Raw genomic sequence first — 26,605 nt, 5'->3', positions numbered from 1 at the left:
CCTTTGAAACAATATTTTTCTCTATCTAAAAGCATGATTGTAAAGATTCACGGATATGAGAAAAAGGTTCAATCTTGATAAAATCTTTACTTTCCCACAGCCTTTTTATCTGCTTATTATTGGGCAAGACGTGCTTCTTCTAAAATCTTTTCAATCTTTGTTGTTAGCAAATCAATAGCTACTGTATTGGTCACTCCTTCTGGAATAACGATATCTGCATAACGCTTTGTTGGCTCAATAAATTGATGATACATGGGTTTCACTACACCAAGATACTGGTCAATAACGCTATCTAGACTACGACCACGTTCTTCCATATCACGCTTAATACGGCGAATGATACGAACGTCATCATCTGTATCTACGAAAATCTTGATATCCATTAAATCACGAAGTCGTTTGTCCTCCAAAACTAAGATTCCTTCTACGATAAAGACATCCTGAGGTTCTTGACGATAAGTTTTAGAACTTCTGGTATGGGCAGCATAGTCGTAGGTAGGAATATCAACTGGACGTCCTGCCAACAATTCTTTGATTTGCGCAATCATCAAATCAGTATCAAAAGCAAAAGGGTGGTCATAGTTGGTCTTGATACGTTCTTCAAAGGTTAAATGAGATTGATCTTTATAGTAGGAATCATGCTCAATCATAGAGATTTTCTCATTTGGAAAATGTGACAAGATTGCTTTAGATACGCTTGTCTTTCCTCCTCCAGATCCCCCTGTTACTCCGATAATGATTGGTCTATTTTGCATTGTAGCCTCCTTGTATTTTCCCTTGTCTATTTTACCATATTTTTGATAATTTTTACAGATGGAGTTTTCTACAAAATAGAAGAAAAAGTCCTCATAGCTAGAAGCTACAAGGATTTGTAATTGATTAATCGAAGTCAACGTATTCTTTAGAAAGTTCAAGAACTTCTTCCATTGTTGAACATTCTGTAAGAGCACGGTTAGCGTATTCTTGCATTTTAGCAGTGTCAAGTTTCTTCATCAAGCTACGTGTACGAAGTACAGATGTCGCTGACATAGAAAACTCATCCAAGCCCATTCCGACAAGAAGTGGAACAGCTGTTTGGTCACCAGCCATCTCACCACACATACCAGCCCATTTACCTTCAGCGTGAGCTGCTTTGATAACGTTGTTGATCAAACGAAGGATTGATGGGTTATATGGTTGGTAAAGGTATGAAACTTGCTCGTTCATACGGTCTGCCGCCATTGTGTATTGGATCAAGTCGTTTGTACCAATTGAGAAGAAGTCAACTTCTTTTGCAAATTGGTCTGCAAGCATAGCTGCTGCAGGAATTTCAATCATGATACCAACTTGGATGTCATCCGCAACTGCAACACCTTCAGCAAGAAGGTTAGCTTTTTCTTCATCGAAGACTGCTTTAGCTGCACGGAATTCTTTCAAAAGCGCAACCATCGGGAACATGATACGCAATTGACCGTGTACAGAAGCACGAAGAAGAGCACGGATTTGAGTGCGGAACATTGCATCTCCTGTTTCAGAGATAGAGATACGAAGAGCACGGAATCCAAGGAATGGGTTCATTTCATGTGGCATATCGAAGTAAGGAAGTTCCTTGTCACCACCGATATCCATTGTACGGACAACAACTGGCTTACCGTTCATTCCTTCAAGAACAGCCTTGTATGCTTCGTACTGCTCGTCTTCAGTTGGGAAGTCTTGAGAATCCATGTACAAGAACTCTGTACGGTAAAGACCTACAGCTTCTGCACCGTTGTCATTAACACCTTCAACGTCTTTTGGAGTACCAATGTTTGCTGCCAATTCGAAGTGTTTACCGTCAGCAGTAACTGTTTGAGCATCCTTCAAAAGTGCCCACTCAGCTTTTTGTTGAGCGTAAGCTTCACCAGCTGCTTTAAACTCAGCCGCTTGTTCTTCAGTAGGGTTGATAATCACTTCACCTGTAATACCATTAACGGCAAGTAGGTCACCATCTTTAACGATTTCAGTGATATTATTTGTACCCAAAACTGCAGCGATTTCAAGTGTACGAGCCATGATAGCTGAGTGACTTGTACGACCACCAATGTTTGTTACAAAAGCTTTTACAAAGTTTTTGTCCAATTGAGCTGTATCAGATGGAGTCAAGTCGTGAGCAATCACGATTACTTCTTCATTGATAGAAGCTGGGTTTGGCAATTTTTTACCAAGGAGGTTAGCCAATACACGTTTTGTTACGTCGCGGATATCCGCTGCACGTTCTTGCATGTATGGGTTGTCTTCCATGCCTTCAAAGATTGTGATAAACATGTCTGTAACTTCTTTCAGACCTGCTTCTGCATTCACTTTCTTAGCACGGATAGTTTCTTTGATTTGACCGATCAATTCAGGGTCAGCAAGAACCATCAAGTGGGCGTCAAATACTTGTGCCGCTTCTTCACCAAGCGTACCTACAGCCTTCTCGCGGATAAGAGAAAGCTCGTTTTGAGAAGCTTCAAGAGCAACATCCAAACGAGCCTCTTCTGCATTTGTATCTTCGACTGTAACAGTCTCGAATGATAAATCCGGTTGAACGAGTAGATATGCTTTTGCAACTGCAACACCGTCAGATGCTGCGATTCCTTTAAGCATTTCTGTCATTTCCTTATGCCAATCCTTCTTTTTCCATTGTTTCTGAGATTGCAGCGATAGCGTCATCAGCGTCTGCACCTTCAGCAGTGATTGTAACGTCAGCACCTTGACCAACACCAAGGCTCATTACACCCATGATAGATTTAAGGTTAACTGATTTACCTTTGTACTCAAGAGTGATATCTGAAGCAAATTTGCTAGCAGTTTGTACCAACAATGTTGCTGGACGTGCGTGAATACCTGTTTCTGCCACTACGTGGAAATCTTTAGAAGCCATAGTTTGACTCTCCTTTAATAGTTTTCTTGTTGAGTTACATATCTGATAACCCTTACAATTTAGTATTATATCACCTTCATTGATATTTTTCAAGTATTTTATGGACTTTCTTCAATTTCCTTTCAGATAACTTGCTGAAAATCTTCTATTAAATATAGCAAAACACAGTATGTAGTTTTTGTTAAGTTGTCTATAATGAAATCATTGATTTTTCTGTCGTTGTTTCTCAATGCTACACTATATATTGTGTTTGTTAGTAAAATCAGTAAAATAAGTACACAAGATTTAGTTTTAGAAAGTTGACAAAGTTTTTTTTTCTGATATACTAAGAAAGTAATAAAATTTTAAAGAGGAGTTACAGAAATGGTAACCGTATATTCTAAAAACAACTGTGTCCAATGTAAAATGACGAAACGTTTTTTAGACAGTAATAATGTTGAATATAAAGAAATCAATCTTGATGAGCAACCTGAATACATTGATCAAGTAAAAGAGCTCGGCTTTAGTGCTGCTCCTATTATTCAGACACCAACAGAAGTTTTCTCTGGTTTCCAACCAGGTAAACTCAAACAACTTGCTTAAGAATCAGGACAAAAGCTTCTATGTCTACCTTAGAAGCCTTTCTTTTGTAATTAGATAAAGGAATTTTTATGGGATTAAAACAACTTGAAGATGTGACTTACTTCCGTCTTAATAATGAAATTAACCGTCCTGTTAATGGACAAATTATGCTTCACAAAGACAAGGAAGCTTTAGAAGCCTTCTTTAAAGAAAATGTTGTACCAAATACAATGGTTTTTAACTCAATTGCGGATAAAATCAACTTCCTCATTGAGCATAACTACATTGAGACAGCATTTATCAAGAAATACCGTCCAGAATTTTTGGAAGAACTACACCAATTTATCAAGGATCAAAACTTCCAATTTAAGTCTTTCATGGCTGCCTATAAATTCTATAATCAGTATGCTCTGAAAACTAATGACGGAGAATACTACCTTGAAAGCATGGAAGACCGTGTCTTCTTTAATGCCCTTTACTTCGCGGATGGTGATGAAGCGATTGCTATTGATATTGCCAACGAAATCATCCACCAACGTTATCAACCTGCTACTCCTTCTTTCTTGAACGCGGGTCGTGCTCGTCGTGGTGAGTTGGTATCTTGTTTCTTGATCCAGGTAACAGATGATATGAACTCTATCGGACGTTCTATCAACTCTGCTCTTCAACTTTCACGTATCGGTGGTGGTGTAGGAATTTCCCTCAGCAACCTTCGTGAAGCTGGAGCTCCTATCAAAGGATATGAGGGTGCTGCTTCTGGTGTCGTACCAGTTATGAAGCTTTTCGAAGACAGCTTCTCTTACTCAAACCAACTCGGTCAACGTCAAGGTGCTGGTGTCGTTTACCTGAATGTCTTCCACCCAGATATCATCGCCTTCCTTTCAACTAAGAAGGAAAACGCCGATGAAAAAGTGCGTGTCAAGACCCTTTCACTTGGTGTTGTGGTTCCAGATAAATTTTACGAATTAGCACGTAAGAATGAAGAAATGTACCTATTTAGCCCATATTCTGTAGAAAAAGAGTATGGTGTACCTTTCAACTACATCGATATCACAGAAAAATACGATGAGCTAGTTGCAAATCCAAACATCCGCAAGACAAAAATAAAGGCGCGTGATTTGGAAACTGAGATTTCTAAATTGCAACAAGAATCTGGCTATCCTTATGTAGTAAACATCGATACTGCTAACCGTGCAAATCCTGTCGATGGTAAGATTATCATGAGTAACTTGTGTTCAGAGATTCTTCAAGTCCAAGAACCAAGTCTTATCAATGATGCTCAGGAGTTCCTTAAAATGGGTACTGACGTTTCATGTAACCTTGGTTCAACAAACGTAGTCAACATGATGACATCACCTGACTTTGGTCGTTCTATCCGAGCTATGGTACGTGCCTTGACCTTCGTTACAGATAGTTCACACATCGTCGCAGTTCCTACTATCGACCACGGAAACAGCCAAGCTCATACATTTGGACTTGGAGCTATGGGACTTCACAGCTACCTTGCCCAACAATTGATTGAATACGGTTCACCTGAGTCTGTTGAATTTACAAGCATCTACTTCATGCTTATGAACTACTGGACCTTGGTAGAGTCAAACAATATCGCGCGTGAACGAGGTATCACCTTCCACAACTTTGACAAATCAGACTATGCTAACGGAAGCTACTTTGATAAGTATTTGACTGACGAATTTCTTCCGAAATCAGACCGTGTTAAAGAACTCTTCAAAGATATCTTTATCCCTACTGCTGCTGACTGGGCTGAACTTCGTGATAAAGTTAAAGCAGATGGACTTTACCACCAAAATCGCCTTGCTGTAGCGCCAAATGGTTCGATCAGCTACATCAACGATGTTTCTGCTTCTATCCACCCAATTACGCAACGTATCGAAGAACGTCAAGAGAAGAAAATTGGTAAGATCTACTACCCTGCTGCTGGATTGTCAACAGAAACCATCCCTTACTATACTTCTGCTTACGACATGGATATGCGTAAGGTCATCGATGTGTACGCAGCTGCAACTGAGCACGTGGACCAAGGACTTTCACTCACTCTCTTCATGCGTAGTGATATTCCGACTGGCCTTTACGAATGGAAAAAAGAAAACAAACAAACGACACGTGACTTGTCTATCCTTCGTAACTATGCCTTCAACAAAGGTATCAAGTCTATCTACTACGTCCGTACCTTTACAGATGATGGTGGAGAAGTCGGTGCTAACCAATGCGAGAGCTGTGTGATTTAATTCAACTCTCAAAGAAATTACATTTACTTAATCCATTAAACGTATTTTGCTGATAAAATCATGTAAGAATTTAAAAGTCGGGCTTCCGACTTTTTGTTCGATTATAGTATAGAATTATGATAAAATAAGAACGATTACGTTATCGCATTACTACACACAGAAAGAGATTTCAAATGAAAACTTACTACAAAGCCATTAACTGGAATGCCATCGAAGATGTCATTGACAAATCAACCTGGGAAAAACTGACTGAGCAGTTCTGGCTCGATACGCGTATTCCCTTGTCAAATGACCTAGATGACTGGAGAAAGCTTTCTAACAAGGAAAAAGACCTTGTTGGTAAAGTTTTTGGAGGTTTGACCCTTCTTGATACCATGCAATCAGAAACTGGTGTTCAAGCCCTTCGTGCTGATATTCGTACGCCTCACGAGGAAGCTGTTTTTAACAATATCCAGTTTATGGAATCTGTTCATGCTAAGTCTTACTCTTCTATCTTTTCTACCTTGAATACTAAGTCAGAAATAGAAGAGATTTTCGAATGGACCAACACCAATCCATATCTTCAGAAAAAAGCTGAAATTATCAATGAAATCTACCTAAACGGAACTCCTCTTGAGAAGAAAGTAGCAAGTGTTTTCCTTGAAACCTTCCTTTTCTACTCTGGTTTCTTTACACCACTCTACTATCTTGGAAACAACAAGTTGGCCAACGTAGCAGAAATTATCAAATTGATTATTCGTGATGAGTCAGTTCACGGAACCTACATCGGCTACAAGTTCCAGCTTGGTTTCAATGAATTGCCAGAAGAAGAGCAAGAAAAACTCAAAGAATGGATGTACGACCTTCTCTACACTCTTTATGAAAACGAAGAAGGCTATACAGAAAGCCTCTATGACGGTGTTGGTTGGACAGAAGAAGTCAAAACCTTCCTTCGCTACAATGCAAATAAGGCTCTTATGAATTTGGGGCAAGATCCTCTATTCCCTGACTCAGCTGATGATGTCAACCCAATAGTCATGAATGGGATTTCAACTGGTACATCAAACCACGACTTCTTCTCTCAAGTTGGTAATGGTTATCTACTTGGTGAAGTTGAAGCTATGCAGGATGATGACTATAACTATGGACTAAATTAATACCTAACCTAAAAAACATCTAAGTTTATTTAAAAACTAGATGTTTTTTTTTGTTTATTTTTGTTTTTTTAAGTTGCTTAGCTGTTTAAAATATGATAAAATAATATTAGATTTGGGGGTGGTTCAATGCTGAAGCAAGAAAAACTAGATACTATTTTAGAAATTGTTAATACAAAAGGGACTATCACTGTTAAAGAGATTATGAATCGCCTTGATATTTCCGATATGACAGCTAGACGATATTTACAAGAGTTAGCGGATAAGGATTTGCTGGTTCGAGTTCATGGTGGAGCTGAAAAACTTCGAACAGGTTCTTTGTTAAACAATGAGCGTTCTAACGTTGAAAAACAGGGGTTACAGACAGCAGAAAAGCAAGAAATTGCTCGCTTTGCCGGTCACATGGTTGAAGAAAGAGAAACTATTTTCATTGGTCCAGGTACCACGTTAGAGTTCTTTGCGCGTGAGCTTTCTATCGATAACATTCGTGTTGTTACTAATAGTTTGCCTGTATTTCTCATTCTAAATGAGCGTAAGCTAACTGACCTAATTTTAATCGGTGGTAATTATCGTTCAATTACTGGAGCCTTTGTAGGTACTCTAACCCTTCAAGATATCGCTAGTTTGCAATTTTCAAAAGCCTTCGTTAGTTGTAATGGTATCAAGGATCAGGCTATCGCTACTTTTAGTGAAGACGAAGGGGAATCTCAGAAATTAGCACTGGAAAATGCCAATAAAAAGTATCTCCTAGCTGACCATAGCAAATTTGATAAGTTTGATTTCTTTACATTTTACAACATTTCAGATATCGATACTATTATCACTGATTCTAAATTAAGTGACCAAACACTCCTATCTCTGTCTAAACAAACTAAAATTATAAAGTCAAAACCTTAAACTCTACAACTAGTCATAGAATCTAGTAGCTACTACTAATTCCATGGCTAGTTTTTTATTTTGCAATCAATAATTTTCTTAGTTAAAGATGTAAAGCGAAGATTTATATTGCATACAAGTTTTATTTATAATGAAGACACCGCACAAAGCATAAAGAAATTATCTCTAAGATCTATCAAAATTATAACGATAGTAGCCAATTAGTATGAACATAAAAAGCATCGAAAATCGATGCTTTGCTATTAAATTCCTATATGAATATCTGGAAATTTATCTGAGATTAAATCCCAAAGTTCTTCCAGTTGCTCTTGAACTGTTTTAGTTGTTTTTAAGGTCATGTCTTGTTTTTTCTTAGCATTCTTACGAATATAGCAGAACTGGTAGACTTTATTTGTGATTAGGGAACGGTTAATTCTAGTTTCGACTAGATAGAGTTGCTCAACATCTCGTAGGTCTAAAGCTTGAGTCCCTTTAAAGTAAGTGATGAGATGATTTTTATAAAGGATTACCTTTAGACTCTCATCATAAAATTCTGCCAAACCAGTTAGATTTTCAACATTTCCTTGCAATTCAGGATAGGCTTGATAAAGCTCTTCAAATGCTGCGATAGATTTTTTACGAAGAAGAAAGGCACTCACTAATGTGACTAAGCCAATTCCTCCAAAAATTGCAGCACTTATGATATGCCACCAGCCATCTTTTGAGTGTTCAGTTAAACTTAGATAGACACTTGAATTCATGTTCAATGCAACAGTTGAATCTGGTTCAAGTATAGAGTCAAGAAAGCCAGACAAATCTACAATTCTATTATTTCGAGATTTGTTGTTGACATTTTTACTTAGAGGTTGTAACTGTGTACCTACTAGAGTAGCTGGATTATCAATAAGTGTTTCAGTTGCAGCTTGATCCATAAGTTTTTGAATCTCTTTATCATTTTCTTTAGCCTCTACAACTGCAAATTTACCATCACCATCATTGCTATATTGCACAAGATATAAAACACTTCCACCTTCAACTTCTCCAACCACTTCTGGATAGATATCATAGACAGTCATAGTAACTTCTTTACCTGACCGTGTGTCGTCTGAAAATGGATCCATTGGATGTTGATGATGATTCCACATGAAGACAGTTCCTGCAGAAAAAGCAAAGAAAACTAGTGAAAGAATAAGCCCTGAAATAAAGCCTTTATTTCTTTTTTCTTTAAACATCATAATCTCCTTTAGTTTGATGATTAAATTATAGCAAAAATTCCTATAAATTTCAATAATAGTCTTTAATACAAATGCTATTAAACAAAGGAAGAGAGCGCTTATCAAAAATTTTATATGATATTTCAAAAAAAGAGCTTGAGATAATCTCAAACTCTCCTATTATTTCAAATTCTATTTTCTTGCCATCTGTTCATCTTGCTTAAGTTGCTTAACCAATTGATCAACGCTATCAAATTTTACCATATCACGGATACGGTCCAACCAGGAAACGATGACAGTTTCCCCATAGATATCGTCAGAAAAATCAAAGATATGAACTTCAAAACGCTCTTCTTCGCCATCAAAGGTTTCATTTTTACCTAGACTCGCCATACCACGATAGACTTTTCTTTGAATTTCAACGTCAACGGCATAAACACCATCAGCTGGCATATATGTTCGATCCAAGTTGACTAGATTAGCTGTCGGGAAGCCAATAGTTCGACCTCGAGCATTTCCGTGAACCACTACACCTCTCGTTGGTAAAGGAAATCCCAAAAGTTTGCCTGCTTCTTTTACATCTCCTTCTAGAATGGCTTGGCGGATACGCGTTGAACTAATTTTCCCCTTTTCATCCTCAACTGGTGGAACAATAACCACTTCACCATGGAAGAGTTCTTTTAAATCCTCAGCTGTTTTTCTATCTGAACCAAGAGTATAGTCAAAACCAACTACAATAGTATCTGCCTTTGCTTCCTTGACATAGGTCTCAATGAATTCTTGGGCAGTCATATTTGCTACTCGACTAGTGAAATCCATCAAATACAAACTCTCAACTCCAGCTCTCTTCAATCTACGCTCACGTTCACTAGCATACAAAATATGCAATAAGTGTTCAGGTGAGTATTGATTCAGAGTTAGTTTAGGTGATTCGTTAAAAGTTACTAGAGCTACTCCCTGGCGCTTTTCAGCAGCAATGTTAGAAGCTATTTCAAATAATTTTTGATGTCCAAGATGAACTCCATCAAAATAACCAAGTACAAGGACGTTTGGTCCTGGTGTTGCAATATCTTTTTCTGTTTTAATAGGTACTGTAATAATCATAGTATTTATTATACCAAAAAAATGGCGCTTTCAAAACAATTTAGACTGAATTCAGCATATAAAACTTAGATCAAACTTTCTTTGACTTCATTACGGAGTTGCTCTAGACTATCAATACCATATTTGTCCATGACTTTTGGTAGATTTTCGATAATATCTGGACAAGCATATGGATTGGTAAAGTTTGCTGTACCGACTCCGATAGCTGATGCACCAGCCAGATACATTTCTAAGGCAGCTTCAGCTGAATCCACTCCTCCCATACCAATGATTGGAAGTTTAGTTGTTTGAGCTACTTGCCGGATTAGTTTTAGGGCTACAGGAAATACTGCAGGTCCAGACATGCCACCTGTCCCATTTGCAATAATCGGCTTTCTAGTTTTGAGATCAAAACGCATCCCTACAAGGGTATTGATCATGGTGAGTCCACTAGCTCCAGCATCTTCTGCAACCTTAGCAATGGTTACGATGTCAGTAACACTTGGAGTCAATTTGACGTAAACGGGCACTTCTGATGCTTCTACGGCAGCCTTCACCACATCATAGGCCAACTCAGGATCTTGTCCAATTAAAAGTCCATGATTCCCATGATCAACGTTAGGACAAGAGATATTGAGCTCAATGGCTTTCACGTTAGTTGCCTTAGAAATTCCATGAGATACGGCCGCGTATTCTTGTTTTGAAAAGCCAGCAACATTTGCGATTATAGGGAGATTTGGATATTCTCTTTGAAGCCAAGGTAATTTTTCAGAGAGAACGACTTCTAAACCAGGATTTTGTAAACCAATGGCGTTTAGCATACCTGCAGGTGTTTCAGCCACTCGAGGAGTTGGATTACCAAAACGTGGTTCAAGGGTTGTAGCCTTAATCATGATAGAGCCCAAGAGGTCCAAATCATAGTATTTGGCATATTCTTGACCGAATCCAAAACAGCCTGAAGCAGGAATGATAGGATTCTTTAATTCTAAGCCTGGTAGAGAAACTTGTAATCGATTTGTAGTCATGACACTCTCCTTATAAAACTACTGTGCCTGTTTTAAATACAGGGCCATCTTCACACACACGTTGACTAACTATTTCACTATCAGGTACTTTCAAGACGCAAGCGTAGCAAGCCCCCATACCACAGGCCATGCGGGATTCTAGTGATAGATAAGCTCTTGGATGGTCGTAAAATGTTTGGTTGATGTATTTCATCATACCAGGTGCTCCGCATGAGTAGATTGCATCAAATTCTGTGTCAAATTCATTAATCACTACTGATACATTTCCTTGGATTCTATAAGATCCATCATCAGTCGTTACAAAGACCTGACTAAATTTGGATAATTCATCTTCCAAAATAACGGCATCTTTAGTAGCGAATCCTAAAACACTTGTTATTTCAACACCACGCTCATGTAGTTGTTTAGCTACTTCGAGTAAGGGCGGCACTCCTATTCCACCACCAACAATAAGAACACGATTCTGCTTGTCTAAATCAGATAAATCAAAGCCATTTCCTTGAGGTCCCATAACATCTATGCTATCACCTGTTTTTAAGGTTGAAAAGATTGCTGTCCCTGCTCCTTCAACTCGATAGATAAGTCTGCATTGCTGAGTCGCCTTATCTATTGATGAAATCGAAATTGGACGACGTAAGAGATGGGCATCATCAGGTACACGCAAATGAAGAAATTGGCCAGCTTTCATAGCTTCGACCATTTCTCCTTGAAGTACAAGCTCAAAGATTGCTGGCGCGATTTCCTCCTGAGATACTACTCTCATAACTTCCAAGCGAATTACACCCATTCGTTTTTTACAATTTGGATTCATAACTTTTCCTCCTTAAATTTTAAGGGGATCAGATAAAGAAAAACCTTGCACTTGCAAGGTTTCAGTTAAGATATTTACACAAAAGTAGCAAATAAGCACTTGCTTACTTGTTTCCATTGTAGCTTCTTTTCTCTGACACCTTGTGAGTCTCTCTGGACTGCCCTTAAAGGTTAAATTTTCACTAGTATACTGTATCAACCCTAAAAAGTCAAGCAAAAATAGGTAAGGTGTCTGACGTATTTTAGTTTACTTATTTTTGTGAAGAAAGAATCTTTTCTAATTTTTGATAATCTTTGACACTGTCAATTTCGTAGATAGAATTTTCTTCCAATTCCTCTACGTAAACATCTAGTTTTTTGATATTATCTTTAACCATGTTGTCCCAGTAGAGATCTACAAATTCACCGCTTGCATAAGCCTCATCGATAAATCCAACAATCTTTTCAGCTGTTGGAGCATCCCAGAATGAAACTCCACTTAAGATACGTCCATTCTTGCTATCAACGATGATATCTTGAACTTTGTAATCTTCTCCGTAAACTAGGAACCATTCATTGTCACAGTCTTCACGATAAACACTGAAATATGTTGAACGTTCGATATCATTACGGAACATATTTTTGAAAAGATAGTTATCCGCATCAATAACGTAGCTATTAGCCAAGTCTTCTTTTACCAAGTAAAGTGAGTAAAAATTATTGTAATCAGCATACTTATCGTTGAAGACCAAACGAACTCCATACTTCTCTTTAAGGTAATCGAATTGTTCTTTCAAATAACCTACAACGATGATAATATCATTAATACCACGTTCTTTTAAAAATTCAATTTGATATTCAACCAAAGGTTTTTGATTAACTTTAACCAAGGCTTTGGGAGTATTTTCTGTCATGGGTCTCAAACGAGTTCCCAAGCCAGCTGCTAAGATAATCGCTTTCACGCGCTTTCTCCTTTATTCTTTAATAATAATGTAAACACCAGCCATTACAACAAATGAAGTAATGATTGTTAAGACTGTCAGAGGTGTTCCCAAGAACATTGCTGCAAACAAAACAGTCCATACAACATAACTGACATTTAGACCAGTTGCTTTTGCTGGTTGCAATCGATTGATAGCAATGTAGTAGGCAAGGTAAGAAATCATATTAAATGCTGCAAAGACTATCAATAAACCAAACAATTGCCCATTAGCCACTTCTGCAAATGAATGATGCGAGAAGAGCACAATAACAAGATAAGACAAGAAGGATGTAACTTGCCGAATCAAGAGGGCTTCAATTTCACTAAGATCACTTTCCATAGCAAAAGAGCTTAGAACACTTTCACTTCCCCAAGCCAGAGCACAAATCAAGGCACATAAAATTCCAATATAGAAAGAATTCACTTGCTCTGCTTTATAGGTCTGAGCAATAATTCCAGCAATGATTAATAAAATTCCAAATACTGTATTCTTAGAAACCTTGTGCTTTAAAATAAAGAAGGCCAGAAGGACAGAAACTGCAGGATAAATTGCTGAAACCGAAGAAGCTAAAGAGCTACCAATATACTTAACCGCATAGAGATTGGCCTGCATACCAATCGGCCCAGCTAATAATGCTCCAATAATGACACTAACATTTCGAATGTTCAAGAAGATTGAAAAACGTACTTTTCCTTCTTTAACTAAAAGATATCCTAGCAAGATAAAAATACTAAGAAAGTCGTGTGCTGCTGCTACTACAAAAGGTGACAGCTCTGTAAAGATTGAAAAAATATAAGCACTAATAGTTAATCCTAATCCCCAGAATACACCTGATAGTAGACCAAAGGAAACTCCATTTTTATTTTTCATCTGAACCTCCATAATATGTCAAACCTTTAACAGCTCTATTATAACGAGAAATTCCATAATCTCCAAAATCTGCACCATTTTCTTCTTTGTAAATAGTCCAAAGGCTCCAAATAATGTCTTGTAAAATCTTATAAATACGAATTTTTTCCCTAGAAACTGGTGTCTGTTCACTCTCGTAATAAGCTAGAAATTCTTCCTCTTCTTCCGGTGTAAATTCAGACTCTAGAAAGAGAGCTGCCAAGTCCCACATAGGGTCATTCATGGAAGAATATTCCCAATCGATGAGGTAGAGATGTCCATCTGGCGCTTCAATAAAGTTTTCTGGAACCAAATCAATATGACAAGATTTCTTCTCAATTCCAATTTCTTCAAGTTGGTCTTTTAGAGAAATTACCGATTTTCTGACAGCTTCATAGTTTGGATAGGAAATCTCTCCTTGAATCAAGGATTCATATTTTTTGATTTCCTCAAATGGAGCAAACTCTCCTTTTAATTCTTTACCAGACGCATGAATCGTTTGTAGAATTGGCGCAATCTTTTCAAATTTGGTTTTAATGATAGTTGAATCAAGCGTTTCAGCATTTTCAATGTACTGATTAACCTTAATTCCTGCTTCAATATCGAAAAGATAATTTTCTACATCTAATTTTAAATCTTTCAACAATTCAAGATTGTACTTTTCATTCTGGCGGTCGATTAATTTATCCGTACCTTTACCGAAAAACTTAACGATGTACTGGTTTGAGGATGTTTTAACCAAATAGTTTTGATTAGTCATTCCACCCAACTGTTCAACGCTCTGAATTTCTTCATCACCAGCTAATAAAGAAACAATCTTTTCTTTAACGATTTCCTTCACAATAATCCTCCATTAGACTTTCCACTTAAATACTGTCTTGAAGGCAGTATTAAGGTCTGTTGCAAAAACACGATGAATGTCCTTGATTTCTCTCACTGGTTCTTCCAGATAAATGATATTTTTCAGACGATTTGCAAATTTTTTAACTTCCATCATCTGTATTGCATTTTCAAAGTCAACTCTTCCAGAACGAGAAGAGCCAACTAATAGTAGACCTTTTTCCAAGGAATCACGAGTATTGATATTAACCTTATACTCGCTAACGCCCATCATGAGAATGGTTCCCTGTGGTTTGATGTAACGAATCAAGTCATTAATAGCAGGCCCGCATCCATCACCACCACAGCATTCGAAACCGTGGTCAAAACTAAGATCTTCTGGGATGCTATCCGTAATATAGAGCTCTTTAGCAAAAGAGAAGAGTTCCAATTTCTCCCAGTGGCGCCCAATGACGATAATCTCTGCTTCAGGCAAGGTATAGTTGATAATATTAGCCATGACAAAAGCTAGACTACCATCCCCAATCACTGCAATACGCTGACGTCTGCTATGTGAAACCGTCAAGAAGCGATTCATAGCGTGCATGCCCACACTGACAAACTCAGTAATTGCAGCTACTGTATCTTCGATGTCCTCGTAAGCTACCACACGATCCTTAGGTAGAGAAACGAATTCTCGCATAAACCCATCATAACCACTCGATAGGAAATAAGTTCCAGTCATGTAGTTTTCATAAAATTCCTCGTCACTCTGCATAGGTGGTTGATTTGGAATCATGACAACCTTCTGACCCACTTGATAAGTACCAGTTGGATCAGAAATGACCTTTCCACAAGACTCGTGGATCATAGCCATTGGAAGTTTCTTTGATAAGATTTTTGGATCGCGTTTACCTTGGTAGTAGCGTTGATCCGCATGACAAACTGCCATATAGTTTGGTCGAATAAGGATTTGATTCTCTTGATCAATCTCTTCTTCTTGATATTTGATATTGATAAACTTTGGCTTTGTCAGTTGATAAATTTGATTAATCATGTCTTTAGTCTTTCTCAATCATGCTTTTAGCAATCTTCAAGTCTGTAACTGTTGTAATTTTAAGGTTAGAGTATTCACCCTTAGCCAAGGCTACATCTTTTCCCTTAATGACAAAGATTTTACATGCATCTGTCAAAATTTCTTTTTCTTCTGCTGATAAAGAACCATAGAGATCTATAAAGTCCTTGCAACGGAAGGTTTGTGGAGTTTGTCCTTGATAGAGATGGGCACGGTTTGGAATATCTGTGATGAATTGTCCGTTTGTACTCTCTACAATGGTATCGACTGCTTCAACCACGGTATCGACAGCATCATGATTTTTAGCCAGTTCAATGTTGTCTTGAATCATTCGAAGTGTGATAAAAGGACGAACAGAGTCATGAGTGACCACGATATCATCTTCTGCGATTGGACGGTAAGCATCAATGGCTTCGATGATCTTTTCAATACTAGAATTTCGATCTGCACCACCTTTGGTGATAATGATACGATCTTTATGGAGTGGAAGGAATTTTTCAACTAAATCTTCTGCGTGTGTCACCCAGTCCCCGTGAACTCCAACTACAATTCGCTCAATACTTGGTTCCAAAACAAATTTCTCAATAGTGTGAATTAAGATTGGGCGATCTCCCAACTCAAGAAATTGTTTAGGCAAATTACTGATCCCCATGCGTGTGCCAGTGCCACCCGCTAAAATTCCAGCGTAGATCATTTTTATACTCCTTTAGTTCATTCTAAAAAAAACTTATTGTTAACTATTATATCACAATCTGGCTCTATCTTGAAAGAAATACAAAGACTTTATGCCTAGAAAACGCTCTTTTTAAACCTTAATCTGAACATTATTTCTTCCTAGTGAACTTTCTTTTATAAAATACAAATGATTTTCTCATTTCTCCTATCAAGATCTAATCAATTCTATTAATATAGAGTTCTTCAGAATAGTATAGAAACCTTAAAGAAACCTTAAAGTTTAAAGTTGGTTCTAAGATAATACTTAGATTTAAATTAGACTTTTCTAGTTAAAATTGTTAAAATAGTAGGGAAAATAATAGAAAAGGAAGCTATATACCACCATGATGAATATGCAAAACATGATGCGTCAAGCTCAAAAACTTCAAAAACAAATGGAGCAAAGTCAAGCTGAACTTGCTGCTACAGAATTTGTTGGAACTTCTGCCCAAAACCTTGTAACTGCTACACTAACAGGAGACAAGAAAATTGTTAGGATTGACTTCAATCCAGCAGTTGTTGACCCAGAAGATATTGAAACTCTATCAGATATGACAGTTCAAGCAGTCAATGCTGCTCTTGAGCAAATTGATGAAGCAACTAAAAAGAAACTAGGGGCTTTTGCTGGTAAATTACCATTCTAATAGTATAAAAAGAGGCTGATGTTCAATTCAGCCTCTTTTGTCTTACCTAGAAAGTAAATATTTCTGTTGCTTTCTTGAGAAGCAAGTCCGTATATTCAGGATCTTCCTGAGCGGTCTCAAGCTCTTCTTTAATTTTTTCCAAATCATCTGTTATCATACCATCAACTCCCAAACGTAGGGACTTATCAAAGGATTCCGAACCATTGATTGTCCATACATAGAGTTTTTGTTTTGTATTCCAAAGCTTGGTTACAAAATATTCATCTAAGGTAGAATATTCCATGGTATAACCTGTAGCATTTGTTCTTGGAAAAACGGAATTATAGGGCAGTATGAAATAGACTGGAATCTCTTTATCATACTGGGTAACTTTTTCAATAACATGATAATCCAAAGATTGCATCTGATGCCCATAGATTTTAATTTTTGCTCCATATTGATCTAGAAAATGATCCATCATCTGAGCACTATCTTTTCGACTTGTTTTTATTTCGATCAGCAATTTCTGATGAAGGTCATTGGCACGATTTATATAATCATCAAAGCTAGATATTTTAGTCTGATAACCATTTTCATAAATATCTAATTGCTTCAACTCATCTAAAGTTAAGTCTTGTGGTGTTACATTTAATCCCGCTAAACTTTTTAGGTTCGCATCATGCATCATGACAAACTGACCATCCTTGGTTTCCTGCACATCCATCTCAACTAAATCTGGTTTTAACTGAGCTGTTTTTTCTAAGGATTCAACTGTATTTTGGACACCATTCCCATTAGAAACTCCTCTGTGAGAGATGACAAGTGGAGGATTGACTACGGGTGCTTCGAGATAAATATAGCCTTCAATCGCAAAGAAGATACTTGCGCACCCCATTACACCCCATCTCATAATATGGTCCTTTTTCCGTCTTGGCATAATATCCAACTCCTCACCAGTTAAAAAGGAGGTAAACTTAACCAAGAAGTAGGTTAAAGACATATAGTGGATATTTTTAATCAAAATATAGTTTGAAATAGCTAGAATCAATGATTCTCGGTGTGTGAGACCATCTGCTAAAGACTGGATCATCAATAGAGGAATTAAAGGTAAATAAAAGAAAAGATTTGTTTTGACAACAATGAGAAAGAGATGCCAAGCGTAAAACCAAAAATGATTTCTGGTTTTTTCTAAACTGTAAACCACTGCTTCCTTAACCGTCATCTTTTCAAAAAAGATTTTTGGTAGAACAAAAACCAACTTAACAGAAACGCATAGGAAGAGGATTGACAAGATGATAATACCAATCCACCACATCCAGTATTTGTCTTCCATGTAGGTCTGAATAAACTCAGGTATCACTATTTTATTAAAATAATAAATTTTAAAAATCTTCCTGATAAACGGAAAAATCATAGCAATATAAACGAAGATAAACAAGGCCTTGGAAACAGTCAGACGTTTCATGAAGGCTATACTTTCACGAAATACCTTGCGACTATACTCAATCAAGGTTCGTTTCTCGTGATAAAGAAGGTGTCGAGCCCCAATAAAGAGGAGACTAATTTGAAAATAGGCTACTAAAAGGTTAATGGCTATTAAGATTAAAAACCCAAGGCTGACTAAAGGCGCATGTTTTAAAATTTCAAAAACATTGTTATAGGAAATAAATAAATAGCCCGTCTGGCTTAGTAAAAAACCTGCTATCAATGAGTTCAGTGGCAACCAAATATAGTCTACCAGCATGAAGATTAGAAAAAATAGAAAGAGGATTTTATCAAGATTGAGGTAAATCTTTTTAAAACCCAATTTTTTAGGTTTTTCAGGTTTCATAAAACCTCCTAATCAAAAAACTGTGACAAATCTAGTCCACCAAAAGGATTAGAGTTCAGGCTACTCTTGGAGTCCAGTAAAATTCTGCTTTCATCAGATTCTAGAAAAGCTTCATAAACACGCGCAGTCATTCGTGCATCCTCTAAACTATTATGAGACTGCCCCTTGAATCCTAAAAATTCAGCAACAGTCTGTAATTTTAGATTTGCAATGCCGTGAAGATCCGAACTCCGTCGCTCAAAAGCTTCATCATAGAGATCGACTAGATATTGACGACTATAATCCAATCCATACTCTAGTAAGATTGGTAAATCACTCTTGGCTGCATTATAACCAACAAGGGGTAATTCACCAACAAAGTCTTGAAAATTCTTAAGAACTTCCTCCACCATCGGTGCATCTTTCAAGGTTTCAGACGTGATACCCGTTAAGCCGTTTATAAAACTTTTCAATGGTACATCGGTATGAACATATGAGTCAAATGCTCCTACTTCTTCACCATCTTTAAAACGGACTGCAGATACCTGAATCAAGTGAGTTTTATCTTGGTGTTTATTAAATTCCAAATCAAATGAAATATAATCTCTTAATTTTTCCATCTTATCCATTCCTTATTGTATTTGAAAAAGAAACTACTTGGTTATATCTAGAAACCAAGCAGTTTTTTCTTATCCTCCAAATAAGCGAGCAAAGAAGCCTTTCTTCGTTGCTTGTACTTCTTGCTTAGCCTGATCCAACTCCAACTGAAGGGTTTCTTGGTCCTTCATGGCTTGTAGGGTTAACTGTTGTTGTTGATCCAATTGCTTATCTTTTTCTGCGATTTGACGGTCTTTGACACGCATCTGTTCATCTTTTTCAGCTAACTGTTTGTCTTTAGCCTTTAATTGCTCATAAAGACGGATGATTTCAGCGTTCTTTTCATCAACAAGAATCTCCATTAATTCACGTTGCTTCACATCATCACTAACAGGTTCATCTTCAAAAATAGTTTTTTTGTAGATTTCTTCAAGCTTAATCAAGCCACTGCGAGTTACCACAGTGACTCCTTTATCATTTTTAGTCGTATCTTCTTCAGGTAATTCCTTGACACGGTTATTGATTGCTTGGCGGGACAAGCCCAAAACCTCAGCAATCTCACTTACAGTCATCTCAATACTCATAATATCCTCTGAAAGTTTTCTAGCTTTTCTTTATTTAAATATTATCATAAGCAAGCAAAACTGTCAAATATCACCGTGTTTTCAACCCTTTTTCAAAACAATTTCTCTTCTAAACTAAATTGTCTTTCAGCTTTTTTAAACTAAACATCAGTTTGCAATTTTACCACCGGTCCTAATCAATTGAAAACCTTTCTTGGTTTATAAAGAGTATCCCGTTTCTCTAAAATGGCTAATAACTTATCACCTTCAAAACCAGCCAATTCCTTCTCAGTTTGCTCCAATTCAATAAAGCGACCAAAACGCACTTCTTCAGCCTGCTCTGGGGTCAAATAAACCTTAACTAAGTCACCTGTACCAATCTCTAAGGGATGAAGAAAGTCTAACTCACCAGCTTGAACCTTTTCCTCAATTTCATTCAAGGTCAAAGCATCATCTAACTGTAAGCCCGCAGCGCTTGTTCGTGTTAAATAAGACATATGAGCTGCATAGCCAAGTTTTTCTCCCAAGTCAACTGACAAGGTCCGGATATAAGTCCCTTTGCTACATTTTACACGGAAGGTAAATCGAGCCAGATTATTTTCATAGAAAATGGAACTTGTTCGTTCAAAACTATAAATCGTCACCTGACGTTCTGGACGATCCACTTCCTGACCAGCACGCGCATATTCATAAAGTTTGCGCCCATTGACCTTGACAGCGGAGTACATAGGAGGAACTTGTATGATAGGTCCTGTAAGGCCAGAAATCGCTTGATCAACAAGCTTTTCATCTAAAGGAGACAATACTGGTGTCTCAGCAACCACCTCACCACTAGCATCCTCGGTTGTTGTAGAATATCCCAGAGTAATTTCACCCTCGTAAATCTTACCTTCGTCCTGCATAAACTCAACCATGCGGGTTGCCTTACCGACGGCAATCGGCAAAACACCGACAACATCAGGGTCTAAAGTCCCTCCATGACCAATCTTCTTAGTTCCTAAAATCCTACGCAGCTTGAAAACTGCATCATGCGAGGTCATCCCCGCCTCTTTTTTTAAGTTGATAATACCGTTCATTGATTAACTTTCTAAAAATACTAAAACTCTTTTTTGGAAATCCTTATTCTGTTCATAGAGTGCATGTCCACACCCTGGTAAAATAATCAGTTGGCTACCTCTGATATGATGATGCAATCCAAACGAACCATCTACGCCAAGAACATCATCTTTTTCTGTTCCAATGATTAACGTAGGGCAGTTGATTTTTTCCAAAAAATCTAGACTATCATGTTTCAAACAAGATACAGACTGAATATCAATACGTTGTTTATCTTTAATATGACCAAAAATTCCCATTATTCGATAAAGGTATTTAAATTTTCCAAAGGATTTAGTCGTGTAAGAATGACGAGCGATATCAATCATCAGATCTTTATAAGTTCCTGTTTGACTCAGGTTCAGCCAACAACTAATTCTATCCCTACCTAGATTACTTAGTTTTGCAGTTGTAACAGCCAAAACTAACTTTTCAACCTTTTCTGGAAAGTTTACAGCTAGCCATTGGGCAATCATTCCACCTTGCGAAATCCCCATAACATAGGCACTGGTAATATTCAATACCTCCATTGCTTCTGCTACATCTGCTGCCATATCTCGCGTCGTATAGCCCTGTCTCAGCTCATTGATTCGAGAAAAAACATAAATTTTGTAACGTTTGGCAAGTATACGGTATGTGATTGAAAAAGACATATCCATACCTTTAACCGTCTGAATCCCATCCCCCAACCCTGGTATGATAACGAGAGACTTCTTTCCTTTACCAAAGGTCACATAGTCCATGCTCTTATCGTTAAAATATAAGGTTTTCCCTTTTGTTGAAGACATTACTTCGTTCCCTCTACTATTTTTTCACGATTTATCTATGCTGAGTTTTTAAATGCAAGGCAAAGCCGGCAGTCACTTTTTCAAATCCAACTGCCTGATAAAACTGATGTGCAGCATTTCGTTCAGCGGTTAATCCACTATTTAGAGCCAGTGCCTTAACTCCTTCTTTTACAGCTTGTTTTTTCAATTCATCGATTAGCCTACTAGCAATTCCTTGTCGTCTTGTTTCTTTTGCAACTGACAAAGCTAAAATACGATAGTAAGATCCATCTTCTTCAAAAAAGAAGAGCTTTGCATAACCTAAGAAACCTAAAATTTCTCCGTTTCTTTCAGCTAGAAGACAGCCATAATGTGATTGAGAAAGAATCATTTCTAAACGTCGAGACAGATTAGAAGCGGTCGTTGGATAGCCCAAGTCTTCGTATAAAGACAGTAGGGCTTCAGCATCTTTCATGGTTGCTTTTCGTATCTGCATAGGATCCTCCTAGTCTTCCTTCAAGGCATCAAATTTCGCTTTCATAGTTGGATTTTTTCTTGTCAATTTTTTAACGGAAACATCATCCAATTTGTTGTTAGCAAGGCGCAGTTGGTTTTCTGATGTGGTCAGGAATTTCTTGACTTCTTCCATCCGTTTAATGGCCTTGTCAATTTCATCGATGGCCTTGCCGAAGTTGACCGAAGCTGAATTGTAGTTCTTAGCAAAGGCTACCTTGAAAGCATCCAAGTCTTCCTCGAAATGCGTAATGTCAATATTTTGTTCACGAACAAGTGCTAATTCCTGCTTGTATTTAAGAGAATTAAGGGCAGCATTTCGCAAAAGTCCAATCAACTGAATAAAGAACTGGGGACGAATGACATACATCTTCTCATACTCGTGGCTAACATCGACAATCCCAGTATTGAAGTAGTCGTTATCAGCCTCAAGCATACTTACCAAAACTGCATACTCACAGTTTTTCTCACGACGATCCTTATCCAACTCTTTGTAAAAATCCGCATTCTTATGTTTCTTCTCTGTCCCATCAGCTTCATTTTTCATCTCAAACATGATGGAAATGAATTCTAGTCCATTTTCATCAAAATCACGAAAGATAAAATCGCCCTTAGAACCACGTGCTGAAACCTTGTTGTCTTTTTCAAAGTAGGCATTTGGAAAGGCAAAGCTTCGAACCTTGTTGAATTCACTCTCCGCATAGTGTTCCAAACTTTCACCGATTGCCTTGGTTGATTGTTGCGCCTTGAAATTCTTGTAAAATTCAACCTGCTCACTAGCTGCCTTGAGCTGGGCTTCGTAGTTTTGTTTAACAGAAGCTAGAGACAACTCATTTTCTTTTTCTTGTAAGAGGAGCTGATTTTTGACCTGATCGCGTTCTTTTTCAAGATCAGAAAGAGTTTTTTGTAGTTGATTTTCATGCTCCAAGCGCAAGGTAGCCAATTGATTTTCGAGAGCTTGGACTTCTTTTTCTTTCTCTAGCAAGCTTTGACTAGCACTTTGCTCTACCTCTTTTTTTGCCAATTCTTTTTCTGTATCAAAGTTGTTAATTTGACTTTGAAGCTGGGCAATTTCTTGATCTTTTTGAGCCAGTTTTGCTTGTTGATCATTTAAGGCTTTTTGTTCCACTAATGTCAACTCTTGCTTGATTCTCTCGTGTAATTCCTTATCAAACTCTACAGTTCGAACTTGAGAAAGCAGTTCTGCATATTGGCTTTCATTGACTGTAAATACTTCGCCACAATTGGGACATTTAATCTCGTTCATGTTATTCCTCTATATTTATCTATTCTACATTCATTATAGCATGGAAAAACAAAAAGAAAAAGTTGGAATGAATCCAACTTTTAATCTACGTATGTATCTTCGTTTTTATTTAAGAAGGCGTAAGGTAATCCCATCAGTAGACCACCACCAATAAAGTTACCAATAAAGGTTACACCCCAGTGACGAAGAATATTTCCAATACCGAAGTTTGCGATTGAATCAGCAGCAACACTGAATTTCACGATAGCAAATGATGCAAAGTTTGCGGCAATGTGCTCGTTTGTTAAGAATACAAACATATAAATTGCTGAAAGAACCAACCAAAGTTTAGCACCACCATCTTTGACTAAAACAAATGAAAGAATTGCGATATTTACAAAGACATTAGCCAAGATAGCTTCAAGCAAGACTAGTTCATTTGAACGGCCCAACTTCATTTCCACAACTCCAGAAATAAAACTATCATGTGTTAGGTTTGCATAAGCTGCTGAATGGGCGAAGCCCCAACCTGCTATAAGAGCACCGATCAAATTAAAGAGTGTACAATATAGAAGGATTTCAGCTGTTTTTCTCCAGCTAATCTTTTTCAAAAAGCTACCAGCTGTCAAGAACATCATGTTAGATGTTACTAACTCAGCATTTAAGAAGACAATGTAAGCCAATCCCCAAGCGAAAACAAATGGGAAGAGGAAACGTCCACTACCTGGAGCAATCTTATTAATCAAGTCAGCTCCAACTGCACCAGCTGCTGTACTAAATGTTAAGAATGCACCAGCAAACATTGAACGGATAGCGTACTTGATTTTACTTTGACTGTAAAGACTTTCCTTTTTCTTACAAGCAAACTCAATTTTTGAGATAAATTCTGAAGAAACCATATAAACTCCTAAAACTTTTATTTGTGAATATTATAACATAAAATCGAAATTATGGGAAGGCTTTCTTAATTCTATTTACAATATTTTTATCACTTTTAGCAATCGTTTCCATTTGCTTTGTATCAGCATATTTAATATTTTCAACTCTTTATTTTCAAATTCTCTACTTTATATATTCACTATATGTTTTTAATTTGTTCTATATGAATTTACAAAAGAGTCTCTTTGATTTTCAGCTAAAGTCCATGTACTAATAATTTGTTTGAATTTATAGACAGAGAAAATAACGTTTTTATCAAAAGCTTCTTTGAAAAAAAAATCGAGGTCTGGATTTTTTTCACCGACCTCCTCTATTATTGATTTTCATTTTATTTAGTAAGAGCTAAGTGCTAATCAACATAAGTCTCTTCATTTTTATTAAGATAAGCGTATGGTAAACCTATCAGGAATCCTCCACCTATCAAGTTAGCAATGAAGGTAACACTCCAATGACGGAGGATATTTGGAATATCAAAGTTTGCAATCTGATCAGCTACAATACTAAATTTAATAATACTAAAAGACGAAAAATTGGCTGCAATATGCTCGTTAGATAAGAAAACAAACATAGAAATAGCTGACAAGATAATCCAGAGTTTGGCATTGCTATCCTTAACCAAAATTGAAGACAGAATGGCAATATTTACGAACATATTTGCCAAAATCCCTTCCAACAAGACCAACTCACTAGGTCGTGCCAACTTCTTGGCTACAATCTTTGAAAGATAACTGTCGTGTGTCAGGTGTGAAAAAGCCGATGAATTAGCAAAGCACCAACCTGCTAACAGAGCGCCAACTAAGTTGAAAAAGGCACAATAAAGTAAAATGATAAAAGCTTTTTTCCAATCAATCTTCTTCAAAAATGTTCCAGCTGTCAAGTACATCATATTTGATGTCACCAACTCGGCATTCAAGAAAACGATATAGGCAAGTCCCCAAGCAAATACAAAGGGAAATAGGAAATAACCAGCACTTGGAACGATGCTATTGAGTAGATCAGCACCTATGGCACCAGCGGCTGTACTAAAGGTTAAGAAAGCACCGGCAAACATCGAGCGAATGGCATATTTAAACTTACTTTGGTCAAATAAACTTTCTTTCTTATGGCAATAATAATCAATCTTTGAAATAAATTCTGACGAACTCATATAAACCCCTTAAAATATCATTGTTAATATTATAACATAAAACATTTTAAGTGGAAATAAATTTTTGTCCTTTACATTTGATTGTTTTTAGTGTTTGCAAAAGCTTCAATTTCTTCTGCAGTCAACCCTACCAGCTCTGAAACCCACAAGCCGACAATATCTGACAAAACAGAATCGCAGACATATTCATTCTCACCATGACCATATTTACAAGTAAATAGTGGAGTTCTTATCGCTGATTGATAAAAATTGAAGGCTAACTCTTGCAGTTTTTCTGGCTGAAATTCAAGTCCCAACTCTTGTGCAAGTAGAGTTCTCACTTTGTCCCACTTTTCGCCTTTTGACTGGTAATTTTGTCGTGCTTTGTTGATAAATCCCTGACAGAATTTTGCCAACAAATCCTTGTTTTGGTAGAGTAACCGACAAGAAAAGTCTGAGATAGAACCAGCATGAATTAAGAAAGTAAGCAAGTCATCAAGGCTTTCTGCTACCCGACCAACTTGGCCTTCACTCCCTATAAAGCCGATACTCTGATCTTCAAGAATTACATATTCTCCCCCGCTGCCGTCTTTAGCAAAGGCTATGGGCGAAAGAGAATAAACTTCATTGTTCTGAGAAAATTCAACCTCTTTCAACTGGTCATAAAAGAGAATATCGCATTCTTGCATCCATAAAATTCTTAGTTGTTTATCTTGTCTTATTACTTGTAGTTGATTCATATTAGCTACTCTCCTGGCTTTGACAATTGTCACAAGTGACAACAATCCAATTTTAGCAATCGACTCTTAATAATAATAATAGATTTTAATATGGCACTTCTTGGCCACATTGGCAAGATTTTTCACTAACTCCTCGTTTCTTTTGCTTTTTCCAAAATGAAAAGTAAAAGATTTTCCATCTTTCCTTGTAAAGTACAGATGATACCTGTCCCCATTCATTCTTCTCCCTCGAACGTAATCAATATCAATCTGTCTAATTTCAGCTAGAGGAACAATCCTTTTTCTAAAAAGAATAA

General features: G+C 37.2%; 28 protein-coding genes. 5 read left to right on the top strand and 23 right to left on the bottom strand.

The window, feature by feature from the left end; all coding sequences use genetic code 11:
- Nucleotides 1–116 precede the first annotated feature (116 nt).
- The 3 genes from udk to ADM33_RS10225 form a co-directional block, all read right to left on the bottom strand.
- On the bottom strand, nucleotides 117–755 hold the full coding sequence (gene udk / locus ADM33_RS10235; protein ID WP_006154270.1) for a uridine kinase: 639 nt from the start codon (nucleotides 753–755) through the stop codon (nucleotides 117–119).
- A 124-nt stretch (nucleotides 756–879) separates the two neighbouring features.
- The gene (gene ptsP / locus ADM33_RS10230; protein ID WP_049505011.1) at nucleotides 880–2,613 is read right to left on the bottom strand and encodes a phosphoenolpyruvate--protein phosphotransferase; all 1,734 of its coding nucleotides are present in this window, start codon (nucleotides 2,611–2,613) and stop codon (nucleotides 880–882) included.
- 4 nt (nucleotides 2,614–2,617) lie between these two features.
- Entirely contained in the window at nucleotides 2,618–2,881 is a 264-nt protein-coding gene (locus ADM33_RS10225; RefSeq protein WP_000146952.1) for a phosphocarrier protein HPr, read from the bottom strand.
- 363 nt (nucleotides 2,882–3,244) lie between these two features.
- On the opposite strand from ADM33_RS10225, the gene nrdH reads away from it, so the two are divergent.
- From nrdH to ADM33_RS10205, 4 genes are all read left to right on the top strand, one after another.
- Nucleotides 3,245–3,463 carry a glutaredoxin-like protein NrdH gene (gene nrdH, locus ADM33_RS10220; protein ID WP_000259242.1) on the top strand — a complete coding sequence of 73 codons (219 nt, stop codon included), beginning with the start codon at nucleotides 3,245–3,247 and terminating at the stop codon, nucleotides 3,461–3,463.
- Between the two features lie 68 nt (nucleotides 3,464–3,531).
- Nucleotides 3,532–5,691: a class 1b ribonucleoside-diphosphate reductase subunit alpha gene (gene nrdE, locus ADM33_RS10215; RefSeq protein WP_049505009.1), complete on the top strand. Its 2,160-nt coding sequence runs from the start codon at nucleotides 3,532–3,534 to the stop codon at nucleotides 5,689–5,691.
- A gap of 173 nt (nucleotides 5,692–5,864) precedes the next feature.
- The gene (gene nrdF / locus ADM33_RS10210; RefSeq protein ID WP_049505006.1) at nucleotides 5,865–6,827 is read left to right on the top strand and encodes a class 1b ribonucleoside-diphosphate reductase subunit beta; all 963 of its coding nucleotides are present in this window, start codon (nucleotides 5,865–5,867) and stop codon (nucleotides 6,825–6,827) included.
- Between the two features lie 126 nt (nucleotides 6,828–6,953).
- On the top strand, nucleotides 6,954–7,721 hold the full coding sequence (locus ADM33_RS10205; RefSeq protein WP_049505004.1) for a DeoR/GlpR family DNA-binding transcription regulator: 768 nt from the start codon (nucleotides 6,954–6,956) through the stop codon (nucleotides 7,719–7,721).
- Between the two features lie 242 nt (nucleotides 7,722–7,963).
- On the opposite strand, the gene ADM33_RS10200 is transcribed toward ADM33_RS10205, so the two are convergent.
- The 9 genes from ADM33_RS10200 to ADM33_RS10160 form a co-directional block, all read right to left on the bottom strand.
- Nucleotides 7,964–8,932 (bottom strand): hypothetical protein, encoded by a 969-nt coding sequence (locus tag ADM33_RS10200; protein ID WP_049505001.1) that lies wholly within the window; start codon nucleotides 8,930–8,932, stop codon nucleotides 7,964–7,966.
- A gap of 174 nt (nucleotides 8,933–9,106) precedes the next feature.
- The gene (locus tag ADM33_RS10195; RefSeq protein ID WP_049504999.1) at nucleotides 9,107–10,018 is read right to left on the bottom strand and encodes a bifunctional riboflavin kinase/FAD synthetase; all 912 of its coding nucleotides are present in this window, start codon (nucleotides 10,016–10,018) and stop codon (nucleotides 9,107–9,109) included.
- Nucleotides 10,019–10,083: 65 nt separating this feature from the next.
- On the bottom strand, nucleotides 10,084–11,022 hold the full coding sequence (locus ADM33_RS10190) for a dihydroorotate dehydrogenase (RefSeq protein WP_049504996.1): 939 nt from the start codon (nucleotides 11,020–11,022) through the stop codon (nucleotides 10,084–10,086).
- A gap of 10 nt (nucleotides 11,023–11,032) precedes the next feature.
- The gene (locus tag ADM33_RS10185; protein ID WP_049504995.1) at nucleotides 11,033–11,833 is read right to left on the bottom strand and encodes a dihydroorotate dehydrogenase electron transfer subunit; all 801 of its coding nucleotides are present in this window, start codon (nucleotides 11,831–11,833) and stop codon (nucleotides 11,033–11,035) included.
- 250 nt (nucleotides 11,834–12,083) lie between these two features.
- The gene (locus ADM33_RS10180; protein ID WP_049504993.1) at nucleotides 12,084–12,773 is read right to left on the bottom strand and encodes a CTP--phosphocholine cytidylyltransferase; all 690 of its coding nucleotides are present in this window, start codon (nucleotides 12,771–12,773) and stop codon (nucleotides 12,084–12,086) included.
- 12 nt (nucleotides 12,774–12,785) lie between these two features.
- Nucleotides 12,786–13,664: a DMT family transporter gene (locus ADM33_RS10175; protein ID WP_049504990.1), complete on the bottom strand. Its 879-nt coding sequence runs from the start codon at nucleotides 13,662–13,664 to the stop codon at nucleotides 12,786–12,788.
- Nucleotides 13,654–14,523, bottom strand: coding sequence for a phosphotransferase family protein (locus tag ADM33_RS10170; RefSeq protein ID WP_049504988.1), 870 nt, complete (start codon nucleotides 14,521–14,523; stop codon nucleotides 13,654–13,656). The genes ADM33_RS10175 and ADM33_RS10170 overlap by 11 nt, the downstream gene beginning before the upstream one ends.
- Nucleotides 14,524–14,535: 12 nt before the next feature.
- Nucleotides 14,536–15,558 carry a ribitol-5-phosphate dehydrogenase gene (locus tag ADM33_RS10165; RefSeq protein WP_049504986.1) on the bottom strand — a complete coding sequence of 341 codons (1,023 nt, stop codon included), beginning with the start codon at nucleotides 15,556–15,558 and terminating at the stop codon, nucleotides 14,536–14,538.
- Nucleotides 15,559–15,562: 4 nt separating this feature from the next.
- Entirely contained in the window at nucleotides 15,563–16,270 is a 708-nt protein-coding gene (locus tag ADM33_RS10160; protein ID WP_049504984.1) for an IspD/TarI family cytidylyltransferase, read from the bottom strand.
- A 364-nt stretch (nucleotides 16,271–16,634) separates the two neighbouring features.
- Here ADM33_RS10160 and ADM33_RS10155 point away from each other — a divergent pair, with 364 nt between their 5' ends.
- On the top strand, nucleotides 16,635–16,934 hold the full coding sequence (locus tag ADM33_RS10155) for a YbaB/EbfC family nucleoid-associated protein (RefSeq protein ID WP_049504982.1): 300 nt from the start codon (nucleotides 16,635–16,637) through the stop codon (nucleotides 16,932–16,934).
- 46 nt (nucleotides 16,935–16,980) lie between these two features.
- On the opposite strand, the gene ADM33_RS10150 is transcribed toward ADM33_RS10155, so the two are convergent.
- The 11 genes from ADM33_RS10150 to ADM33_RS11660 form a co-directional block, all read right to left on the bottom strand.
- Nucleotides 16,981–18,744, bottom strand: coding sequence for a glycerophosphoryl diester phosphodiesterase membrane domain-containing protein (locus ADM33_RS10150; RefSeq protein ID WP_049504980.1), 1,764 nt, complete (start codon nucleotides 18,742–18,744; stop codon nucleotides 16,981–16,983).
- A gap of 8 nt (nucleotides 18,745–18,752) precedes the next feature.
- Complete coding sequence (locus tag ADM33_RS10145) at nucleotides 18,753–19,343, bottom strand: 3'-5' exonuclease (RefSeq protein ID WP_049504978.1); 591 nt, start codon at nucleotides 19,341–19,343, stop codon at nucleotides 18,753–18,755.
- Between the two features lie 69 nt (nucleotides 19,344–19,412).
- Nucleotides 19,413–19,904, bottom strand: a complete 492-nt coding sequence (locus tag ADM33_RS10140; RefSeq protein WP_049504976.1) for a DUF536 domain-containing protein — start codon at nucleotides 19,902–19,904, stop codon at nucleotides 19,413–19,415.
- A 176-nt stretch (nucleotides 19,905–20,080) separates the two neighbouring features.
- Nucleotides 20,081–20,959 carry a tRNA pseudouridine(55) synthase TruB gene (truB, locus tag ADM33_RS10135; protein WP_049504974.1) on the bottom strand — a complete coding sequence of 293 codons (879 nt, stop codon included), beginning with the start codon at nucleotides 20,957–20,959 and terminating at the stop codon, nucleotides 20,081–20,083.
- Nucleotides 20,960–20,962: 3 nt separating this feature from the next.
- Nucleotides 20,963–21,766 (bottom strand): alpha/beta fold hydrolase, encoded by an 804-nt coding sequence (locus tag ADM33_RS10130; protein ID WP_049504972.1) that lies wholly within the window; start codon nucleotides 21,764–21,766, stop codon nucleotides 20,963–20,965.
- 31 nt (nucleotides 21,767–21,797) lie between these two features.
- Nucleotides 21,798–22,241 carry a GNAT family N-acetyltransferase gene (locus tag ADM33_RS10125; RefSeq protein WP_049504971.1) on the bottom strand — a complete coding sequence of 148 codons (444 nt, stop codon included), beginning with the start codon at nucleotides 22,239–22,241 and terminating at the stop codon, nucleotides 21,798–21,800.
- 9 nt (nucleotides 22,242–22,250) lie between these two features.
- Nucleotides 22,251–23,525 carry a DUF2130 domain-containing protein gene (locus ADM33_RS10120; protein WP_049504969.1) on the bottom strand — a complete coding sequence of 425 codons (1,275 nt, stop codon included), beginning with the start codon at nucleotides 23,523–23,525 and terminating at the stop codon, nucleotides 22,251–22,253.
- Between the two features lie 80 nt (nucleotides 23,526–23,605).
- Nucleotides 23,606–24,403: a formate/nitrite transporter family protein gene (locus tag ADM33_RS10115; protein ID WP_049504967.1), complete on the bottom strand. Its 798-nt coding sequence runs from the start codon at nucleotides 24,401–24,403 to the stop codon at nucleotides 23,606–23,608.
- A 389-nt stretch (nucleotides 24,404–24,792) separates the two neighbouring features.
- A complete protein-coding gene (locus ADM33_RS10110; protein ID WP_049504965.1) occupies nucleotides 24,793–25,590 on the bottom strand; it encodes a formate/nitrite transporter family protein in 798 nt (265 codons plus the stop codon).
- A 71-nt stretch (nucleotides 25,591–25,661) separates the two neighbouring features.
- Nucleotides 25,662–26,309, bottom strand: coding sequence for a hypothetical protein (locus ADM33_RS10105; RefSeq protein WP_049504963.1), 648 nt, complete (start codon nucleotides 26,307–26,309; stop codon nucleotides 25,662–25,664).
- 66 nt (nucleotides 26,310–26,375) lie between these two features.
- On the bottom strand, nucleotides 26,376–26,605 hold a 230-nt coding region (locus ADM33_RS11660), incomplete at its 5' end, for a hypothetical protein (RefSeq protein WP_049504961.1).

It is taken from the genome of Streptococcus oralis (assembly GCF_001075875.1).
Lineage (GTDB): Bacteria > Bacillota > Bacilli > Lactobacillales > Streptococcaceae > Streptococcus > Streptococcus oralis_I.
This window is presented reverse-complemented; position numbering and strand designations above follow the sequence as displayed.

What these genes read in the sequence shown, in the direction of transcription:
- udk (WP_006154270.1), bottom strand. Translation starts at nt 755, where the DNA reads ATGCAAAATAGACCAATCATTATCGGAGTAACAGGGGGATCTGGAGGA.
- ptsP (WP_049505011.1), bottom strand. Translation starts at nt 2,613, where the DNA reads ATGACAGAAATGCTTAAAGGAATCGCAGCATCTGACGGTGTTGCAGTT.
- ADM33_RS10225 (WP_000146952.1), bottom strand. Translation starts at nt 2,881, where the DNA reads ATGGCTTCTAAAGATTTCCACGTAGTGGCAGAAACAGGTATTCACGCA.
- nrdH (WP_000259242.1), top strand. Translation starts at nt 3,245, where the DNA reads ATGGTAACCGTATATTCTAAAAACAACTGTGTCCAATGTAAAATGACG.
- nrdE (WP_049505009.1), top strand. Translation starts at nt 3,532, where the DNA reads ATGGGATTAAAACAACTTGAAGATGTGACTTACTTCCGTCTTAATAAT.
- nrdF (WP_049505006.1), top strand. Translation starts at nt 5,865, where the DNA reads ATGAAAACTTACTACAAAGCCATTAACTGGAATGCCATCGAAGATGTC.
- ADM33_RS10205 (WP_049505004.1), top strand. Translation starts at nt 6,954, where the DNA reads ATGCTGAAGCAAGAAAAACTAGATACTATTTTAGAAATTGTTAATACA.
- ADM33_RS10200 (WP_049505001.1), bottom strand. Translation starts at nt 8,932, where the DNA reads ATGTTTAAAGAAAAAAGAAATAAAGGCTTTATTTCAGGGCTTATTCTT.
- ADM33_RS10195 (WP_049504999.1), bottom strand. Translation starts at nt 10,018, where the DNA reads ATGATTATTACAGTACCTATTAAAACAGAAAAAGATATTGCAACACCA.
- ADM33_RS10190 (WP_049504996.1), bottom strand. Translation starts at nt 11,022, where the DNA reads ATGACTACAAATCGATTACAAGTTTCTCTACCAGGCTTAGAATTAAAG.
- ADM33_RS10185 (WP_049504995.1), bottom strand. Translation starts at nt 11,833, where the DNA reads ATGAATCCAAATTGTAAAAAACGAATGGGTGTAATTCGCTTGGAAGTT.
- ADM33_RS10175 (WP_049504990.1), bottom strand. Translation starts at nt 13,664, where the DNA reads ATGAAAAATAAAAATGGAGTTTCCTTTGGTCTACTATCAGGTGTATTC.
- ADM33_RS10165 (WP_049504986.1), bottom strand. Translation starts at nt 15,558, where the DNA reads ATGATTAATCAAATTTATCAACTGACAAAGCCAAAGTTTATCAATATC.
- ADM33_RS10160 (WP_049504984.1), bottom strand. Translation starts at nt 16,270, where the DNA reads ATGATCTACGCTGGAATTTTAGCGGGTGGCACTGGCACACGCATGGGG.
- ADM33_RS10155 (WP_049504982.1), top strand. Translation starts at nt 16,635, where the DNA reads ATGATGAATATGCAAAACATGATGCGTCAAGCTCAAAAACTTCAAAAA.
- ADM33_RS10150 (WP_049504980.1), bottom strand. Translation starts at nt 18,744, where the DNA reads ATGAAACCTGAAAAACCTAAAAAATTGGGTTTTAAAAAGATTTACCTC.
- ADM33_RS10145 (WP_049504978.1), bottom strand. Translation starts at nt 19,343, where the DNA reads ATGGAAAAATTAAGAGATTATATTTCATTTGATTTGGAATTTAATAAA.
- ADM33_RS10140 (WP_049504976.1), bottom strand. Translation starts at nt 19,904, where the DNA reads ATGAGTATTGAGATGACTGTAAGTGAGATTGCTGAGGTTTTGGGCTTG.
- truB (WP_049504974.1), bottom strand. Translation starts at nt 20,959, where the DNA reads ATGAACGGTATTATCAACTTAAAAAAAGAGGCGGGGATGACCTCGCAT.
- ADM33_RS10130 (WP_049504972.1), bottom strand. Translation starts at nt 21,766, where the DNA reads ATGTCTTCAACAAAAGGGAAAACCTTATATTTTAACGATAAGAGCATG.
- ADM33_RS10125 (WP_049504971.1), bottom strand. Translation starts at nt 22,241, where the DNA reads ATGCAGATACGAAAAGCAACCATGAAAGATGCTGAAGCCCTACTGTCT.
- ADM33_RS10120 (WP_049504969.1), bottom strand. Translation starts at nt 23,525, where the DNA reads ATGAACGAGATTAAATGTCCCAATTGTGGCGAAGTATTTACAGTCAAT.
- ADM33_RS10115 (WP_049504967.1), bottom strand. Translation starts at nt 24,403, where the DNA reads ATGGTTTCTTCAGAATTTATCTCAAAAATTGAGTTTGCTTGTAAGAAA.
- ADM33_RS10110 (WP_049504965.1), bottom strand. Translation starts at nt 25,590, where the DNA reads ATGAGTTCGTCAGAATTTATTTCAAAGATTGATTATTATTGCCATAAG.
- ADM33_RS10105 (WP_049504963.1), bottom strand. Translation starts at nt 26,309, where the DNA reads ATGAATCAACTACAAGTAATAAGACAAGATAAACAACTAAGAATTTTA.